This window comes from Clostridium zhoujianii, assembly GCF_051590805.1.
In the GTDB taxonomy this organism is placed as follows: Bacteria; Bacillota; Clostridia; order Clostridiales; family Clostridiaceae; genus Clostridium.
In genome coordinates this window covers 1,122,318-1,141,404 of record NZ_JBPUTF010000001.1, presented here as the reverse complement: position 1 = coordinate 1,141,404, position 19,087 = coordinate 1,122,318, and the positions used below count along the sequence as shown (strand labels likewise).

Genomic DNA, 19,087 nt, shown 5'->3' with positions numbered 1-19,087 from the left:
ATTATCATAAATAAACGATAATCTATTTTAATAATCCATAAATACATTCATCATATATATTATCATTTTTATAAATAGCTTTTTTCATAATTCCCTCTAATATAAAATTATTCTTTTCTAAAACACGTCTTGATCCTATATTTGGCTCATGAACTAAACCAGTAATACGAATAATATCAAGGTTATTAAATGCTAATTCACAGATATTACTTACTGCTTCAGTCATAATACCCTTTGACCATTCAGATCCTAATAGCATGTACCCTATTTCAGCATCTTTACAATATACATCATCCTTTTGTTCTATGCTGATATTGCCAACATATTTTTCATCTACAACAATAGCACGATATACCCCCTTTTTACCCTCTTGCTCTTGTACCATATTCAACCACCATTCAGCATCTGCATCTGTATATGGATAAGGAATGCGATTTCTTAAATATCTCCTGTCAGCATTATTGCAGATATTAGCTAGTGCTACTTTATCATCCTTAGTCCATTTTCTAAGTTCTATTATCATAAAGTCCCTCCCTTCAAATTCAAATTTGCTTATAAACTTTTAGTATAATAATGTCTTTTACCAGTACGTGGATATTCATTCTGCACAAATTTTTCTTCATATCCAAGTTTCACATAAAATTCTGGTGCTTGAAAACTAAATGTATTTAAAAATACAAATCTGCAGCCTCTTTCTCTTCCAATAGTTTCTGCTTTTTTCATAAGCTCTCTTCCAATATTTTGTCCTCGATTTTCTTCATCTACCCATAGATACTCTATCTCTAACCAATTTCCATGGGTTTCACCAATCAAGCCTGCTACTTTGCTACCCTCTTTATCCTCTAATAATATACCAAGTTCTTTCGGTTCTTTATCCTCAATTTTACTGAGATTATATTTCAAAAGCTTTTGAAATATTATCTCTTTATCTTCACTACTTGGTTTTTCTGTAATCTTATACTTCATTCATCTTCTTCCTTTCACTATCTAAATAATTTTGATATTATACAAAAAAAACCTTAATTTCTTTAAGTAAATTATAACATATTTGTATATTACAGTACTTCTTGTAAATATAAACATGTTATAATTATGAGGATATTATATTATTGATGGGGATCCTTTTATGCCTATTGAAAGAAATTCAGAAATTGATATAAAAAAGGAAATTGTTTGGGATATTAAAAAAATCGTATTAAGTTTTTTAAATGATGTTATTACACAAAATCCTTTAGGATTAAGAACATATTTTACTCCAAATGCTGTTATTAACTGGCACAATACTAATGAGTCTTTTACCATTGAAGAATATATTATAGCAAATTGCGAATATCCAGGTAAATGGTGTGGAGAAGTTGAAAGAATAGATATATTCAATGATTTAGTTATTTCAGTTTCAAGACTGTGGGTAGTAGATAATAGCATGTCCTTTCACGCTGTATCATTTATTAAATTTAAAAATGATAAGATAGTGACCCTTGATGAATACTGGGGAGATGATGGAATTGCTCCTCAATGGAGATTAGTTAAAAAAATCGGTAAACCAATAAGATAGGGTGAGAAACTCTATATTTTATTATTTTAATATATAATGCTGTTAAGTCAAAAAACAGTAGATAGCTTTGCTTTTGCACAGACTATCTACTGTCCTATTCTGATCTAGAATCTAAATAAATTTAATCCTACTTCTTCGTCAAATTTCCTATCAACCTGTCCATTTATAATATTAATAATCATTTCACAAGTAGCACTTACAATAGCTTCATTTAAGTGTCCACCAAAAACCTTGCCCTCTTCATCTCCAGCACTCATATGTAAATGTGAATAAAATTCTCCATTCATTGTATTTACTGTTCCTGTTAATGAAACTATTTCAAAATCACCTTTAAAATTATTTGAATAATACTTCTTTTCCTTAGTTTTAAAAACACCTACTGTAAAGTCATTAACTGCACCTAATCCATTTATATTAGCTAATTTAATATTTTCTTTTATAGCTATTTCTTTTATTTTAGTTAATATTTCTTCACCTTTATCTATTCTAGCTACTATAGTATTTTCAAATCTTCTATAATCCATTTTTAATTACTCCTCTACAATTTATCTATCTGTATTAAATAAATTATAGCATACTTATTAGCTATTTCCTTAAAGACTTTATTTTCTAACACTCCAGTAGCAGCCTTTAAAAGTGACCACACTTCAACTCAGCAAAACTTCACTAATTATTAATGATATTTAAATTAATGCCTATTATGATATAATTAACTAAAAGCCTATTATATCATAATATAAATATAACTGGAGGTGTTTCTTTATGAAAGTATATAATACATTCAAATTTAAATCAGTTAGCTCCTTGCAAAGACTACACAAAGTCAGCTATGAATTGTTTGGAGCCTAAGTTATTAATTTAGCTGAAATGCCTATATTTTAGGCTCTGTAACACATAGCTTTTTAGTATTCTTTGCTTTTATACTATTCTAAAAGTTAAGGAGTAAGGAAATGAAGCATGTAAAAGCACTGGATGTGTTACCTATAGAAGTTATTAAAATAATACAAGAATATGTAGACGGTGAATATCTTTATATCCCTAGAAAAGATGGAGAACATAAGACCTGGGGGGAAAAAAGTGGTATAAGAAATTGTCTTAATGCTAGAAATACTGAAATTTATAAAAAATACCTTGATGGTAGTAGCATTAATGAATTAGTTCAGGAATACTATCTTTCTGAGAAAAGTATAAGAAGAATAATAGGACAAGAGAAACGTCTATGCCCATAATCATTCCAGACTTATTTATTGGATTGATTACTCATTTAAAAACATGTTATTCTTTCAATATGAATCAATCTACTAAAGTTATTATTTCTAAATTAATATATTATTCATTTATAAAGTGATTGTAAATTTGTACTATATTTTAGATATGATTATTGTTACTTTCGGTGGAGTAATAATAATCATTTTTTTATTAGTTAATAATTAGAACTAATGGCTTGTTTGCATAATTGATTAATATAAAAAAGAGGAGCAAAATTAAATGGATACTTTTATAAAAAAATATGAATATAATTATATAAAAAAGGCTTTGTCCGATATGAAAAATCACTTTATAAATTGTACAGATCCTAATATCATTGAAACAACTAAAGCTTATACCCAAGATAAAATACTAAATTTTTTCACAAATTTATCTCATGAAGAAAGAGATATCCTTAATATAAGTAAAATAACTGATCCATCCCATATTGATATCTACTTAAAAGATTTAAACCAGTATGTTTACGGAATGCCAAATATCACAGATACACAAATTAGTAAATTATTCAAAAAGGAAAAGAAACTAAAATTACCTGATTCACATGCACAAGATTCTAAGCTTGTATATTTAGGTTGGATTGATTCATCCATTAGAAAATTACTTATAGCCTATAATATGGATGGCAAATTAATTGGTATGGCATGTAGACTTCAAAGCTCCACTTCCAACAATACTAATATATGTACTCTTTGTAATCATATAGGTTCAGAAAATGAAGTTGCATTTGTTTCACCTGTTTGCAAAACATCTAATCAAGGAACCTATGGATATAAATCAATAGGATTTAATATATGCTTAGACAGTGCACAATGTAATGATAGAATAATTTCTACAGAAAAGCTTGAAGAACTTTTAAAGGCTGTTAACAATATTGAATAATCAGGATAAATTAAAAGCCTAAAGCATAGTTTGTATACTTTAGGCTTTTATTATTTCAATCCTTCTAATACTCTTTGTATATCTTAAATTCCTTTGTGAGCTTCATCCATATAATCTAAATTCTCACCATTAGATGTTATTACATTTTTATACCAATAAAAGCTTTTCTTTTTACTTCTTTTTAAAGTTCCTTTTCCCTCATTATCTCTATCCACATATATAAATCCATAACGTTTTTCCATTTCACCTGATCCAGCACTTACTAAATCTATTGGACCCCAACTTGTATATCCTAGAAGATCTACTCCATCAATATTAACTGCATCTCTCATAGCTTTAATATGTTCTCTTAAATAATCTATTCTATAATCATCCTCTACATATCCATTCTCATCTACTATATCTCGTGCTCCCAAACCATTTTCTACAATAAATAATGGCTTCTCATATCTATCATAAACCTGATTTAAGGTAATTCTTAATCCTAGTGGATCAATTGGCCATCCCCATTGGCTATATGTAAGATGTGGGTTCTTAGCAGATACAAATAAGTTACCTTCTGCAATATCATCTTTGTTTTCATCAGCTCTTACACAACGGCTATTATAGTACGAGAAAGATATGAAATCTACTGTATATTTTGATAGTAATTCCTTATCACCCTCTTCTATTATAGGCATAATACCCTTTCTTTCCATTCTTTTAATTGCATAATTAGGGTACTTACCTCTTGCTTGTACATCTACAAAGAAATAATTTTCACGATCTACTTTTGTAGCTTCCCAAACATCATCTGGATTACAGCTATAAGGATATACACTTCCTGCTGCAAACATGCAACCAACTAAATTATTAGGATCTATTTCATGAGCAATTTTTGTTGCAATAGCACTTGCTACTAGTTGATGATGAGCTGCTTGATATTTAACCTTTTCTTCATTTTCTCCTTCTTCAAAGCAAATCCCTGCGCTTATAAAAGGAGCATGTAAAATCATATTTATTTCATTAAAAGTAAGCCAATACTTAACAAGACCCTTATATCTTTTAAATATAGTATTACAGAAATTCTCATAGAATCCTATCATTTTACGATTACGCCAAGCACCATACTTTTCTATCAAATGCATAGGACAATCAAAGTGAGTAATTGTAACTAAAGGTTCTATACCATATTTATGGCATTCCCTAAATATATCTTCATAAAATTTAAGACCATTTTCGTTAGGAGTATCTTCATCTCCCATTGGAAAAATTCTGCTCCATCCGATACTCATTCTATATACTTTAAAGCCCATTTCAGCAAATAGTTTAATATCTTCCTTAAAGTTATGATACATATCAATTGCTACTTTAGCTGGGTAGAAATGTTCATTATCAAAGTTATACATTTTTAGTTTACCCGTAATAACTGCTGATCTATCCTTTCCTGTAGGGCATAAATCAACATTAGCTAAACCTCTGCCACCTTCATTATATCCACCTTCACATTGGTTTGCAGCAGTAGCTCCACCCCATAAAAAATCTTCTCTAAACTTCATTTCTTCTCCTCCTATGTTGTATAAAGCATTAAAGTATAACTGTAATTAAACTACTTTCTCTTTCTACACTTTTGCTTTCAGTTCCTACTACCTCTAGAAAATCTGCTGTATTTGTTACAACTACTGGAGTAACTACACTATATCCCGCTTCTTTAATAAAATCCATATCAAAATTTACTAAAGCTTGCCCCTTAGTAACATTATCTCCTTGCTTAACAAAAGCTTCAAAGCCCTTACCTTCTAGTTGTACAGTATCTAATCCTACATGAATAAGAATTTCAACTCCATCTTTTCCAGTAATCCCTATAGCATGTAAGCTTGGGAATAAGGTTGTAACCTCACCATCTACTGGTGCAACTACCTTACCTTCACTTGGAATAATAGCAATACCACTTCCTAATACTCCTGATGCAAATGCTTCATCTTCTATATTTTCTAATTTTATTGTTTCCCCTTTTAATGGACTACTTATCACTACCTTTTCAAGCTTATTAGTATTTGTATCTGTAACTTTAACTTCATTTGATAAATCTTCATTTTTAACTACTTCCTTTGATATTTCTTCTTCATCTTTATACAAAATCATTGTTAAGACAAAACCTACAATCATTGAAATTGCCATACCTACTAAAGCTACTATTATATTTCCCATAGATCCATCTGGTTCAATCATAGCTGGTAATTCGAATATACCCATTCCTCCTACCATAAACTTTCTAAAGTTAAAGAATCCATAGAAGGCTCCTCCAATACCACCTGCAATACAGCTAATAGTGAAAGGTTTTTTTAAAGGTAATAAAATACCATATATAGCTGGTTCTGTTACTCCAAACACTCCTGATATAAAGTTTGGTAGTGCCATTTCCTTAAGCTTTTTATCTTTTGTCTTAAAGAATATTGCTAGCACAACTGCTGATGTTGCAAATGTACATGCAAAGAAAGGCATCATAACATTATCATATCCATTAGTCATAATATTATTTATATATACTGGAATAAAGCCCCAGTGCATACCAAAAATAACTAATACTTGCCATGTTAGACCTACTATTGCACCTGCTAATAATGGACTAAAATCTCTTATTGCAAATACAAATTCAGAGATAATTGTAGATCCAAAAGTTGCTATTGGTCCAATAACTATAAATGCCATTGGTAATGCTACTAATAAAGTCAGCATTGGCACAAAGAAGAATTTAACTAAGTCTGGTATAAATTTACTAAATAATTTTTCGCACTTTGCTGCAAAATATACTGCCAATATAACTGGAATAACTGTACCTGTATAATCTATTGAAATTAGTGGTATTCCAAAGAAATCAATATATACTGGTGATGCAAACATTGTTCCACTAAATAAATTATATAGTGGCTCTGCTCCTGCTGATAAAGTACTAGCCTGCATTCCTGGATAGCACATTGCAGCACCAACAACTAATCCAATCATTGGCTTTAAGCCAAATTTCTTAGCTGCTGTATATCCTAGGAATAAAGGAAGAAAGGTAAATAGTGCATCTCCTGCAGCATTAATTACTAAGTAACCACCACTTGTAGCACTATATAAGCCCATTGCTACAAATAATGCATTTAACCCTTTTAACATCCCACAGGCAGCCATTACACCTAATATAGGTTGGAATATCCCTGATATAACATCAATTCCTCTATCTAATAGCTTACCTGACTTCTTTTCCTCAGAAGCTGTACTTAAATTATCAACGTCTATTAGCTTACTTACATCTGCATACACATCTTGAACATGATTTCCTATAACTACTTGGTATTGTCCACCACTTTTCATAACTGTAACAATACCCTCCATAGCTTTTAATACATCGTCATTTGCTAGGCTCTCATCCTTTAATTTAAAACGTAACCTTGTAATACAATGTGTTAAACTACTAATATTTTCTTTCCCACCAACATTTTTTATAATGCTATTTGCTAATTCCTTATATTTTCCCATTTAATTTTCCCTCCATAATTCCTTTATTACTTTCTATTGAAATTTGAAGGTTTGGCCAACTTAATGTTACCATCCAACTTAAGTGTTAATTTTTATTCTTATCACATCCTTTCAAGCTACAGATAAAGTTATACTATAACTTTAAATCTTGCATTACCTTTGCAATATGTATAGTTAAATATATCGTTTCATCATTTGTTAGATTGTACTTATATTTTTTCTCAATAAAAGTTTTAATCTTGATGATACATTCAAACTCTTTTTTATACTTACCTTTGATTATGTTTAATAGCTCCTCATCTTTCTCTCCATTATATGTATTATCTGAGAATAAACGTTGAGCAAAAAACTTTAAGTGGGTAATAAATCTATAATAAAATACTGATTCCTCTTTAAATTCAACCCCAAAATGAATTCTAACTATGGTAAGTATCTCCTGTATTAACTTTGTAATACCTTGTACCATTGGTTGCTCTACATCTAACTGAGCATTAACAATATGAAATGCTATGAATCCTGCCTCATCATCTGGAAGTCTAAATTTAGTTTTTTCTTCTATAATATCTAAAGCCTTCATTCCAATTTCAAATTCATCTTTATAAAAACGCTTAATCTCCCAAAGAAGAGCATTTTTAACCTTTATACCTTTTTTTATTCTCTGAATTGCAGTGTATATATGATCAGATAATGAAATATAAATACTTTCGTTTAACTTTTTATTTAGTTTACCTTCCGCATATTCAATAATTTCATCTGAAAGTTTCATATACTTTATTGGGATGTTGTTAAGCAATTCTTCAAATTTACTTAATACCTCTTTATTAGATAACCTAAATATCTTATTTATCTTAGCTTCATCAATGGTATCACCCTTTGATTTTTCATACCCTATACCTTTACCCATAACAATTACTTCTTCACCATTACTGTCTAGCGTAATTACAACATTATTATTTAAGAGTCTGTTGATTACCACAATTTACCCTCCTGTCAAAGATATTTTATAATAAAATAATTCTTTTCTATGAAATAAAAAAAGCCCATCCATTATAATGCACAAAAAAACTATGGTTATTCCATGCATATTAATGAATAGGCTTAGCTTGTACTTAAACAATTACTACCCAATTCCAACTATATCTTACCCTATCTCCTGTCTTTTGTCAACGTTTTCTAAAGTAAAGCATAGACATAGCTTTGTTTTTGCACAAATCTATCTACAGTACTAGAAAATGTAACACTTAACCTCCTTAGTTATACAGATTTTATTTTAGGATATAAGTATCTATCTTCCTTAGAAATTCGCTTCTCTAACACTTTTACTATTTCATAACTTTCTTTTAAAAATTTATCTATATCTCTTAAAACTTTACTTTTTGTATTAAAATTATTTTTGTAATCATTAAATTCTGTATATATACTGCCCATCTCATTACTATATTCTTTAGCAATTTCTTTTAATTCCTCGTCTTTACTTTCAATTAATGTTGGATATAAAAATTTATCTTCTGAAGTCATGTGGATATTTAGTTTACCTGCAAGTATATTTATATCTCTTACTAAGATATCTAGATTTTTATCTACATCACTTGAATTTATTCCTGTTTTAATATTTGAAATTAGGCCTATTATATCTATATGTTGTCTTTCTAAATTGTGGATATTTCTCATATTACATTTCCTCCTCTAGTAAATCTATATCATTTATCACTATTTTTTTATTCCCAATAAGTTTTATAATACCTTTACTTTCAAATGCGCTCAATTTTCTGCTTAATGTCTCCCTTGCTATTCCACAGTAATTAGCCATCCCCTCTCTATTTAATGGCAAAGCTATTTCTATTTTTCCATCTCCCTCTTTACCATACTTCTCTGAAAATTCTAAGAGCATACAACATATCCTACTTTCGGGGTTATTATTAGATAGATTTTTTGATAAATTCTCTACTTCTATTAGCCTCTTGTTTAATTCTGATAGAAACTTTAAACAAATTGTTATATTAGACGATAATATTTCTTTAAGGTCTTCTCTTGAAATAGTACATAACTCTGTATCCTTAACAGCTGTTGCAGATATGTTACTTTCCACAACTTCTCCTAATATATTATTTTCTCCAAGAAAATCCCCAACAGTTAATATATTTAAAATTTGCTCTTTACCACTAGCTGTGCTTTTACTTATTTTTATCATACCCTCACTTATTATAAATAACTTTGAAACTTTATCTCCTTCTAAAAATAAAATTTCTCCCTTTTTTATAGCCATATGATTTCTTACAGATATTATTTTATCTAATTCCTCTTTTGAAAGTGATTCAAATATAGGAATTTCTTCTGCATATAATCTGCTTACACATTTTTCACAACAACAATTATAACTCAAATTAATCAACTCCTATATTCGAATTTACTTTATATTAATATCTCTTAAATAGGATATTATTTTCCTTATGAATATGAATAAATAAATCTTTTTCAAGTTCATTAATTTGTGAATATAGTAACTTAAAGCTTGTACATGCCCATTCAGGCGGATTATAGTTCCCTGTAACTTCCGCTAACTCCTTAAGTATATCTCCAGCTGCTTCATGCTCTCCTAAAAAGCTATTTATTTCCTCCCCTAATTTTTTCTTTTCTTCTTTATTATTTATCTTTTCAAATTCAAGAATCCTTGGAAATAGTTCCTTTTCCTCTTTTATTAAATGTTCTTCTAATTCACATTTAAGTTCACCAAAAAGTTTATGAACTCTTTTTAAAACCTCTGGTAAATGATCATAATGAACTTTGAATACCTTTATTAATAATGGATCAATACTCTTTAGTAATTCAAAAGTCTTTACATGATGATTATTTACTATATGATTAATTAATTCTTCTGACTTTCTTTCATTCCAATTTACATATAAAGAATCATCAAATATAAATTTATTAAGTTCAATATTAATTTCTTCAATAAACTTATCTACATCAATTTCTTTCTCCTTTAATGCAATTTCTAAATTTTTATTTCCACCGCAACAATAATCTAATTGAAGTTCATTAAACCTTTCTATAATAGCAGGATAAATAATAACAGATTCACCTAAGCTTAAATTTTTATCTATAGTTTTTATCATAATAACCCCTCCAAATATTTTAATTTATTATCTATGAATTAATTGTACAAGTAACTTATAAATAATAATGTGATTATAATCAGGTTATAAATATATAACTATTTACTTCTTCGGTTAATTTCTTCAACTATCCTGTTAATCAAATCAGAGGTCTTGAAGCCCCCTCTTGCACTAATCATACTAAGGGTAGCAACTCCTGCCATACTTCTAAACATAGGTGAATTTAGCTTTTCAAACTTTGGACTTAAAGATATTAAAAAGTCTCGTATATAAGGGTATTTTTTCAAAAGCTCTCCTACATTTGTTTTTTCCGTGATATCATACTTATTTTCTTTAGATGAAATAGACTCTTTACTCTTTTTATCTATCTCACAATTTTCCCAATTTAAAAGTCTTTGACTTCCAGAAAGGCTTCTAATGTGAGTTGCATCTTGCATCATTTCAAGTACTCCCTTGAAGTTACCTTTATCATCTCTTACTGCTGTATATAGGATGTATATAAATTTCTCTCCCATATCAATCCAGAATTCTGCCTCATCTTTCTCACCATTTCTAAAAGCATTAATTATTTTTTCAACTGTTTCTACACTTTCACGTGGATGGCAATTTTGTACCTTTCTACCTATAGCTCCTGCACTTCTTGGAAAAACCCTATGCTTTGTATCACTATAAAATTTAAATATTTCATCCTCATCAACATAAGAAAGGTCCACTGGTATATGCTTGAAAATTAAATTTATTTCCTTAAGAGTAAGTAACCCTTGGTTAACATTTAAAACCTCGTCTTCTACCCTTCTTTGTGAATCTATACCATGTTTTTGAAAGACCTTTGCAAGATCCTTTAAAAGCTCAGTATTCATTCCAAGGTCCTCTACAGGAATAATATTCTTTTTATCCTTGTAAGCTGGTGGTGTATCTATTAGGCAATATCCTATTTCATCATCACTTATTCTCATTTCAATAAATTCTTCATCCTTTAAAAGCTCCATAGAAGTTGGAAATAAGATTTCAACTTCCTTTTCTATAATGTCACTAACCATTTGAATTACCTCAGATTGTAGTGAAAGAAATTCGGAATCTTTATCTTCATTTAAAAGTTTCATTGATTTTCTTATTACATCTCTAACATTATTATCTAAAGTCCACATTACCTTTGAAGGCTTATCAAATCCTTTTCTCTCAAGAGCTGAAAACAATTGGTTTTGTTTTCTACTAAAATGGATGCTTATTTGGCTTAGTTTATCATAAATTTCACTCCATTGATTTTTTATAAATTTTTTATTTAAAAGTTCCTTCATAGAATAAAGAACTTTTCTTATTTCTACAGTTTCATCTATATAAGTTCTAATTGGATGTCCTTTTGGAAGATCAAGTTTTGTTGAAATCAGCACATCTTCAAAAATCGCAAGAATTTCTTCCATTTTTTCAGCTAATGTATCATCTGAAATACCATAAGATTGAAGATGTTGTTCAGCTAATGCAAACTCTTCTGCTGTAACTTTTTCAAAAGAAGCATTCATTTCCTTCTTAGCTTCATCTAGTGTGGTTTTTCCTTTTAGGTAATCAACCTTTATCTCTAGTAATTTCTTGATTTTCTCATTATCAAAACTTAAATTCTTGTTCATTTCAATATCTGTAATACCTTCAATGCTAGTAATATCTCTCTTCATAATTAACGCCCCTTTCTAATAATTGAAATTCATTATCATTAGGATACTATAATTATTTCGAAATTGATGTAACAAATGATACCAAAATCAAACTAATCTATTATGAGGATTGTGAATATAAAAAAACACCCTAAATTCCTATTAGAATAATAGCGTGTTTTCATGCTGATTGCTATGTCATATGGTATGAATTATTTAAATTTTCTTAAATAGTATAATTGTTAAGATTAAGTAATATTAACTTTATTTTTACCTTCTTTCTTAGCTCTATATAATAATTTATCTGCTGCATCTATTACATCTTCAATATTAGTGTTATCCCACTCTTTGATTCCTCCGCTGATTGATACTTTTACTTCATTATCAAAAATAATTTGATTTATTTCTTCTCTTATTATATCTAACTTTTCTTTAGCTTCAGTACTTGTACAACCTACAAATATAATTATAAACTCTTCTCCACCATATCTAATAACAATATCATCATTTATTCCCTCTTTTATTTTATCAGCTATAGCCTTCAAAACCTTATCACCAAAGATATGCCCAAACCTATCATTTATACCCTTAAAGTTATCTATGTCTAATAGTGCTAATGAGAATTCAGCTTTATTTTTTATAATTTTTGAAATAAGTTTATAGCCATATCCTCTAGCATTTACATTAGTTAAATAATCCTTATTGGCTATCTCTTCTAATTTCTTTTCAGTAATATTTTTCTTTTTAATACTTCCTGCCATAATGACTAGTGTTACTACTAATATCAAACTTAATATAGCTGCTGTAGTAAATCCTTTTCTATTTCGTAGTGATTCCTCTTCTACCTGCACTAATCTGCTATTATTTAACTCTTCATTTATTTTTAAGATTTCTAATATCAAACTATTTAATTCTTCATCTTTTCTCACATTTACTAAATAATAATATCTTTTATAATAATCTTCTAACTTCCCATTAGCATATAGAGGATATTTTCCTAGAAAATCTATATACCCTTGAATTGTATTAATTAATAAATTATCATTTCCTAATCCTTCAGTTTTAGATATGCACATTCTATAATGTTCATTAGCCTTATCTAACTCTCCAATTTTCTCATAATAATCAGCATAGCTTTTATATGTTTCAGCTAATCCTTGCTCATCTTTTATTGATATATAATAACCCTCTGCCGCCTTAATATTTTCCATTACATTATCTAGATTTCCTGACATTATGTCAGCATTAGCAATATTCAATATTACAGAATTTGATGTTTTTGTTCCTCTTTCTTTATCTCTTTCTGAGCTTATATTGTAGCACTCATATGCATATTCACTAATTAGATCTATATTATTAATTGCTGTTGCATATACTAATTTACTATAAGATATTCTATCTCCTCTTGATTTATATAATTCTGGTGTTATCTCCATTTCACATAACTTATTATAATAAACCTCTGCCATATCTAATAAATCAAATTCTGAATATATACTTAAAAGTATAGTATATATTATTATCTCCGTATCCCTTATTTCTTCATCATTTAGGATGTCTTTATCACTTGAATTTAACATTTTAAATAATGAATTTGTTGCTACAAAGCTTTCCCCTTTTAGATCCATTCTTAACATTGAGTATGCTAAATACTTGTTCTCTGCTATTGCATAATATTCTCCACCTGGAACTTTTGTATATTCTTCAATTGCTTGATTTGCATAAAATTTAACTTTATCAACATCATTATAAACAGTATATACTTGAACTAATCCTGAGGAATACATTCCTCTTTTAAAGGGATCTGTTTCTACTTTCAATAAATCTAAATACTTATTTTCACTTGTCTCAATATCTTCATATACACTATTAGCTTCATCATTAATCATTTGAAGATTTTCAACTAGAGTATCTTTAGGGACTCTTTCATTATTCTTATCAATAAATTGTATTAAAATTAGACTACTGCTAATAATAATCAATAAAAGAAAAACTGTAATAATTTTACCTTTTCTTAATTTTCTCATTTTAAACCCCACAATACCTACTATTAATACCTATAGGAATCCCCTCAATACCTAAATTAACCTCCTAATGATTCAAAAGGTAATCTTAATAGAATGTTTACTTTTTATCTATACTAAATATAATTGTATATCATTTTTTTCCTCTTTTCTATATGTGTCTAAACTTTTCCCAAATTATGTATATTGGTTCATTCTTAAAACTATATACTGTTCACCTTTTTTGATTGTAGTACTAATTTTTCAGTTAAAAAACAGTATATACTTTTGTTTATATAAAAGTATATACTGTTTCATTCAAAATCTTTATATGTATAATTATTAAAGCTAAATAATCTTAACTTTATTTTTACCTTCTTTCTTAGCCTTGTATAATAATTTATCAGCTTCATCTATTACATCTTCAATATTTGTGTTATCCCATTCTTTTATACCTGCACTAATTGATACCCTTACTTCATTATCAAAAATAATATTATTAATATCCTCTCTAATTTTATCTAATTTTTCTTTTGCCTCAATACTTGTGCAACCAACAAATATAACTATAAACTCTTCTCCACCAAATCTAATAACAATATCCTCTTTATTAACTTCTTCTTTTACTTTATCAGCAATAGTCTTTAAAACCTTATCACCAAAGACATGCCCAAAAGTATCATTTACGCCTTTAAAGTTATCTATATCAAATAGTGCCAATGAAAAATGCACCTTATTCTTTATAAGATTTGAAATAATTTTATTACCATATGCTCTTGTATTTACACTAGTCAAGTAATCCTTATTAGCTATCTCTTCTAATTTTTTTTCAGTTATATTTTTCTTTTTTATGCTATATGCCATAATCACTAGCATTACTCCTAATATTAATATCATGACAGCTGCTGATATAAAACTTTTTCTAACCTGTAATGCTTCTTTCTCTACCTGTATCAATCTGCTATTATTTAGCTCTTCATTAGTTCTCAGAATTTCCGATAGCAAACTGGTTAATTCTTGATCTTTCTTTTCATTCACCAAATAATAGTATTTTCTATAATACCCTTCTATATTTTCGTCAGCATGTAAATCATATTTTTCTAAAAAACTTATGTATGATTGAATCATCTCAATTTGTAAATGATCATTACGTAACTCTTCAGCTTTATCTATAGACTTTTTATGATAATCATCAGACCTATCTAAATCTCCAATTTTTTCATAATAATCAGAATAGGCTTTGTAAACATAGGCTATACCTTGTTCACCTTTTAATGAGTTAAAAAAATTATGTGCTTTTATTATATTTTCCATTACGTTATCAAGGTTACCTGATATTATATCTGCATCGACAACATTCAATATTACAGAATCTGCCGTATTAGTGCCTCTTTCCTTATCTCTTTCTAGCATTAAATCATAGCACTCATATGCATATTTATTAATTAAGTCTAGGTCATTAATTGCCATTGCATATGAGAATTTACTATAAGCTATTTTATCTCCTCTTGATATATATATTTCTGGTGTTATCTCCATTTCAGATAATTTTTTATAATAAATCTCTGCCATATCTAATACATCAAATTCTGAATATATACTTAGTAATATTGTATATATTACTACCTCTGTATCCATAATTTCTTCATCATTTAGGATTCTTTTTCCACTTGAATTTAACATTTCTAATAATGAATTTGTTGCAATAAAGCTTTCTGCCTTCAATCCCATACCCATCATAGAAAATGCTAAGTACTTACTCTCTGCTATAGCATAATATTCTCCATCAGGAACCTTTTTATATTCCTTAATTGCTTGATTGGCATAAAAATCAATTTTATCAAAATCAGTATAAACTGTATATACTTGAACTAATGCTGATGAATACATTCCTCTTTTAAATGGATCTGTTTCCGCTTCTAATAAAGCTAGATATTTCATTTCACTTGCCTCAATATCCTGATATACGCTATTAGCCTCATCATTAATCATTTGAAGGTTTTTAACTAGAATATCTCTAGACTCTCCTTCATTCTTACTTTCTAAGCACTTTATTAGAACTACACTAATACTAATCAATAGAATAATACCTATAATAATTTTACTTTTTTTTAATTCTCTCATATCTTAACCTTTCTATAAATACTTTTAGTACCTATATGGGTCAACCCTATGCCTATAAATAATTGACTAAAGAATAAAAAACTACTCAAAAAGAGCAGCCTTAAAAAATTTTTTCACAAAAAATATCTAATACTCTTTGGCAACTGGCTGGCATAGAATTTTCCCTTAGCCCCTATAGCTTTCCGTCATTATCTTTCGATAATTTTAGCATATTTACTTTTCTATAATGTGCCGAATAATATTTTATATTATTTCATTAGTTTTTTCTATATATTTTATTATATAATACTAAATTATTATTCATTTTTTATTTATCCCTTATGACTAGTTTATTTAATAAAGACCTAGGTTCAGAGAGACTTTATATAAATATTCTTAGATAATTCCTTAAGCCTCTTGATATCTAGAATATATATTATCTTGCCCTCACATCTTATAATCAATTTTCCTTCTAAATCTTTAATAGTTCTATTTAAATGCCTATAAGTTGCTCCTAAAAATTGTGCAATTTCTAAGTATGATGAATTTAAAATTATATAATTCTTATCTGTAAGATGCCCTACTAAATAACTAGACAGTCTATTTATAAGGGGATATACAAAATTGTATGAACTATTATTAATTGTTGCAGAAAGCTTATCACTTAAGGACTCCACTAAATGATGTAAGAATCTTGTATTATCAAAATAATTTTTTCTAAGTATATCTGAAGGTATTGCAATTAAGTAGGTATCCTCCACTGCATCAATATTACAAAGAATAGGAACATCTTTAAAAAGTTCTATATCTCCAATAGTATTAAATTCACTATAAAACTTTAAAAGCATTGATTTTCCATTTTCGAAGGGATAAAAAACCTTAATCTTTCCATCTACGAATAAATAATAATATTCAAGCTTCTCTTCTGCTTCTAATATGTATTCATCCTTTTCAAAAAAATGAATTTGTGCATATTTTAATATTTCCTCATCAAATATATTGTCAATATTATATTTTTTAATGTAATAGGCTAATAGCATATCATCTGAAAGTTTCCTCATAATTCCTCCTAATATGACATATGTCATGTTATAATCTATGTAAATATATTATCTTATTTAGAAAGTACCGTAAAGGTAGAAAGATTAGTTTAAACTATGGAGGAAATGAATTATGAAATATGAAGTTATAATATTCGATGCTGATGAAACTTTATTTGATTTTAAAAGATCTGAAAGGGAAGCTTTTAAAAATACTATTCTTGAATTTGGTATTGATTATGATGAGAATTATCATTTAAAAATATATAAGGATATAAATACAGCTATATGGAAAGAATTCGAAGAAGGTCTTATTACTCAAGAAAAGTTGAAGGTAGAACGATTTAAAAGATTATCGGATAAATTAGCTATTACCTTCGATGAAGTCTTATTTGCAAAATCATATATGAAACATTTAGCTTCTGGCTCCTTTTTATATAATGATAGTGTAGATCTTATTGAAAATCTACATAAAGATTATAAACTTTCTATAATTACAAATGGCTTAACAGCTGTTCAGGAAAATAGAATTAGAAAGTCAATTATCTCACATTACTTTGAAGATATAGTAATCTCTGAAGAAGTATCTGTATCAAAGCCTAACCCTAAAATCTTTGAACTTGCTTTGAAAAATATAAATCATATTGATAAAAGCAAGGTATTAATGATAGGTGATAGTTTAACTTCAGATATACAAGGTGGCATTAACTTTCGTATCGACACATGTTGGTACAACCCTAATAAAGTTAAAAATGAAACTAGTATAAAACCTACTTATGAAGTATCTAATTTTAATGAACTAAAAGACCTATTACTTAATTAATAGAAATTAATTATCAATGAATAAACATTATCATTTACTTTTAACTAAATTTTATCTATAATTATCTAAATAGGTTTTGTTTTACTAAAGGAGAATGACAAATGACAAATAATTATAGAATATTGCTTTATTATAAATTCACCTCAATAGAAAATCCTGAGGAATATACAATGGAGCATCTTGATTTATGCAAAAGTTTAAATCTTAAAGGAAGAATTCTTATAGCTAATGAAGGTATAAATGGTACATGTTCTGGTACCACTGAAGATACTGAAAAGTATATGAATATATTAAAAGAAGATCCTAGATTTAGTGGTATTATATTTAAAATTGATGAAAGTGATGGACATGCATTTAATAAGTTACATGTTAAATTCAAAGATAGTATTTTAACTCTATTAGATGAAGATGATGTAAATCCAAATGAAAAAGTAGGCGAATATTTAGCACCAAAAAAGTTTTATGAAATGATTCAAAGAGATGATGTTATTATAGTTGACGGAAGAAATGATTATGAATATGAAATAGGTCACTTTAGAGGTGCCATAAAAGCTGATGTCCAAAACTTTAAACAATTTCCTAAATGGATAGACGAGACTTTAGGTGATTCTAAGGATAAAAAAATATTGACATATTGTACTGGTGGAATTCGATGTGAAAAGTTAACTGGAGTTTTACTTGAAAAAGGCTTTAAGGATGTATATCACTTAGAGGGTGGTATCGTAAGCTACGGTAAAGATGAGGAAGTTCAAGGACGTCTTTGGGATGGTAAATGTTATGTATTTGATAATAGAATTTCAGTTCCAATTAATAGAACAGATGAAGATATTATTATTTCAAAATGCTCTATTTGCAAGGAACCATCTGACAGATATATAAACTGTAGAAATGATGATTGTCATGATCAATTTATTTGCTGTGAATCCTGTGAAGAAAGTTTCTCTGGTTTTTGCTCTGAAGATTGTAAGGATTATGTAGTAACTCATCCTAACAGAGATGCTAAATTAAGATTGCTTCATAAGAAAGAACTTTATGAAAGTTACAACCAAAGTCATGATGCCTATAAAAATATTATTAATAAATTATAGTTATCTAAATAAGAAAAGCTTAGTATTGAAATGCTAAGCTTTTCTCTTATACATTTTA

The 19,087-nt window shown here is 28.1% G+C and carries 18 protein-coding genes and 1 riboswitch; of the genes, 5 read left to right on the top strand and 13 right to left on the bottom strand.

From position 1 onward, the window contains the following. Positions 1-22: 22 nt before the first annotated feature. Both ACSYT2_RS05365 and ACSYT2_RS05360 read right to left on the bottom strand, forming a co-directional pair. Entirely contained in the window at positions 23-523 is a 501-nt protein-coding gene (locus tag ACSYT2_RS05365) for a GNAT family N-acetyltransferase (protein WP_438383944.1), read from the bottom strand. Positions 524-552: 29 nt separating this feature from the next. After that, on the bottom strand, positions 553-966 hold the full coding sequence (locus tag ACSYT2_RS05360) for a GNAT family N-acetyltransferase (protein ID WP_438383942.1): 414 nt from the start codon (positions 964-966) through the stop codon (positions 553-555). A 160-nt stretch (positions 967-1,126) separates the two neighbouring features. Between ACSYT2_RS05360 and ACSYT2_RS05355 the strand changes: the two genes are divergently transcribed. Then, positions 1,127-1,555 carry a nuclear transport factor 2-like protein gene (locus tag ACSYT2_RS05355; RefSeq protein ID WP_438383941.1) on the top strand — a complete coding sequence of 143 codons (429 nt, stop codon included), beginning with the start codon at positions 1,127-1,129 and terminating at the stop codon, positions 1,553-1,555. A gap of 104 nt (positions 1,556-1,659) precedes the next feature. Here ACSYT2_RS05355 and ACSYT2_RS05350 read toward each other — a convergent pair whose 3' ends face one another. After that, complete coding sequence (locus ACSYT2_RS05350) at positions 1,660-2,079, bottom strand: PPC domain-containing DNA-binding protein (RefSeq protein ID WP_430856148.1); 420 nt, start codon at positions 2,077-2,079, stop codon at positions 1,660-1,662. A gap of 426 nt (positions 2,080-2,505) precedes the next feature. Between ACSYT2_RS05350 and ACSYT2_RS05345 the strand changes: the two genes are divergently transcribed. Both ACSYT2_RS05345 and ACSYT2_RS05340 read left to right on the top strand, forming a co-directional pair. Next, complete coding sequence (locus ACSYT2_RS05345; protein WP_430856147.1) at positions 2,506-2,784, top strand: CD3324 family protein; 279 nt, start codon at positions 2,506-2,508, stop codon at positions 2,782-2,784. Between the two features lie 259 nt (positions 2,785-3,043). Continuing rightward, the gene (locus tag ACSYT2_RS05340; RefSeq protein ID WP_438383939.1) at positions 3,044-3,703 is read left to right on the top strand and encodes a FusB/FusC family EF-G-binding protein; all 660 of its coding nucleotides are present in this window, start codon (positions 3,044-3,046) and stop codon (positions 3,701-3,703) included. Between the two features lie 83 nt (positions 3,704-3,786). Here the strand turns inward: ACSYT2_RS05340 and ACSYT2_RS05335 are convergent, their stop codons facing one another. The 10 genes from ACSYT2_RS05335 to ACSYT2_RS05290 all read right to left on the bottom strand — a co-directional run bounded on the left by ACSYT2_RS05335 (position 3,787) and on the right by ACSYT2_RS05290 (position 17,139). Beyond that, positions 3,787-5,241, bottom strand: coding sequence for a 6-phospho-beta-glucosidase (locus tag ACSYT2_RS05335; protein WP_438383938.1), 1,455 nt, complete (start codon positions 5,239-5,241; stop codon positions 3,787-3,789). A 28-nt stretch (positions 5,242-5,269) separates the two neighbouring features. Then, positions 5,270-7,207: a beta-glucoside-specific PTS transporter subunit IIABC gene (locus ACSYT2_RS05330; protein WP_438383936.1), complete on the bottom strand. Its 1,938-nt coding sequence runs from the start codon at positions 7,205-7,207 to the stop codon at positions 5,270-5,272. A 133-nt stretch (positions 7,208-7,340) separates the two neighbouring features. After that, positions 7,341-8,183, bottom strand: coding sequence for a BglG family transcription antiterminator LicT (licT, locus tag ACSYT2_RS05325; protein WP_438383934.1), 843 nt, complete (start codon positions 8,181-8,183; stop codon positions 7,341-7,343). A 278-nt stretch (positions 8,184-8,461) separates the two neighbouring features. Beyond that, a complete protein-coding gene (locus ACSYT2_RS05320) occupies positions 8,462-8,878 on the bottom strand; it encodes a hemerythrin domain-containing protein (protein WP_430856142.1) in 417 nt (138 codons plus the stop codon). A gap of 1 nt (position 8,879) precedes the next feature. Continuing rightward, a complete protein-coding gene (locus tag ACSYT2_RS05315; protein ID WP_430856141.1) occupies positions 8,880-9,590 on the bottom strand; it encodes a Crp/Fnr family transcriptional regulator in 711 nt (236 codons plus the stop codon). A 34-nt stretch (positions 9,591-9,624) separates the two neighbouring features. Then, positions 9,625-10,323 (bottom strand): iron-sulfur cluster repair di-iron protein, encoded by a 699-nt coding sequence (gene ric / locus ACSYT2_RS05310; RefSeq protein ID WP_438383931.1) that lies wholly within the window; start codon positions 10,321-10,323, stop codon positions 9,625-9,627. Positions 10,324-10,421: 98 nt separating this feature from the next. Further along, positions 10,422-11,993 carry a PAS domain-containing protein gene (locus ACSYT2_RS05305; protein WP_438383929.1) on the bottom strand — a complete coding sequence of 524 codons (1,572 nt, stop codon included), beginning with the start codon at positions 11,991-11,993 and terminating at the stop codon, positions 10,422-10,424. Positions 11,994-12,220: 227 nt separating this feature from the next. Next, positions 12,221-13,999, bottom strand: coding sequence for a GGDEF domain-containing protein (locus tag ACSYT2_RS05300; protein ID WP_438383928.1), 1,779 nt, complete (start codon positions 13,997-13,999; stop codon positions 12,221-12,223). A gap of 324 nt (positions 14,000-14,323) precedes the next feature. Then, a complete protein-coding gene (locus tag ACSYT2_RS05295) occupies positions 14,324-16,099 on the bottom strand; it encodes a GGDEF domain-containing protein (protein WP_438383926.1) in 1,776 nt (591 codons plus the stop codon). 135 nt (positions 16,100-16,234) lie between these two features. After that, positions 16,235-16,318: riboswitch (cyclic di-GMP riboswitch) on the bottom strand. Positions 16,319-16,449: 131 nt separating this feature from the next. Beyond that, on the bottom strand, positions 16,450-17,139 hold the full coding sequence (locus ACSYT2_RS05290) for a Crp/Fnr family transcriptional regulator (protein WP_438383925.1): 690 nt from the start codon (positions 17,137-17,139) through the stop codon (positions 16,450-16,452). Between the two features lie 112 nt (positions 17,140-17,251). Here ACSYT2_RS05290 and ACSYT2_RS05285 point away from each other — a divergent pair, with 112 nt between their 5' ends. Both ACSYT2_RS05285 and trhO read left to right on the top strand, forming a co-directional pair. Continuing rightward, positions 17,252-17,941 (top strand): YjjG family noncanonical pyrimidine nucleotidase, encoded by a 690-nt coding sequence (locus tag ACSYT2_RS05285; RefSeq protein WP_430856135.1) that lies wholly within the window; start codon positions 17,252-17,254, stop codon positions 17,939-17,941. 101 nt (positions 17,942-18,042) lie between these two features. Further along, positions 18,043-19,029 carry an oxygen-dependent tRNA uridine(34) hydroxylase TrhO gene (gene trhO / locus ACSYT2_RS05280; RefSeq protein WP_438383923.1) on the top strand — a complete coding sequence of 329 codons (987 nt, stop codon included), beginning with the start codon at positions 18,043-18,045 and terminating at the stop codon, positions 19,027-19,029. Positions 19,030-19,087 lie beyond the last annotated feature (58 nt).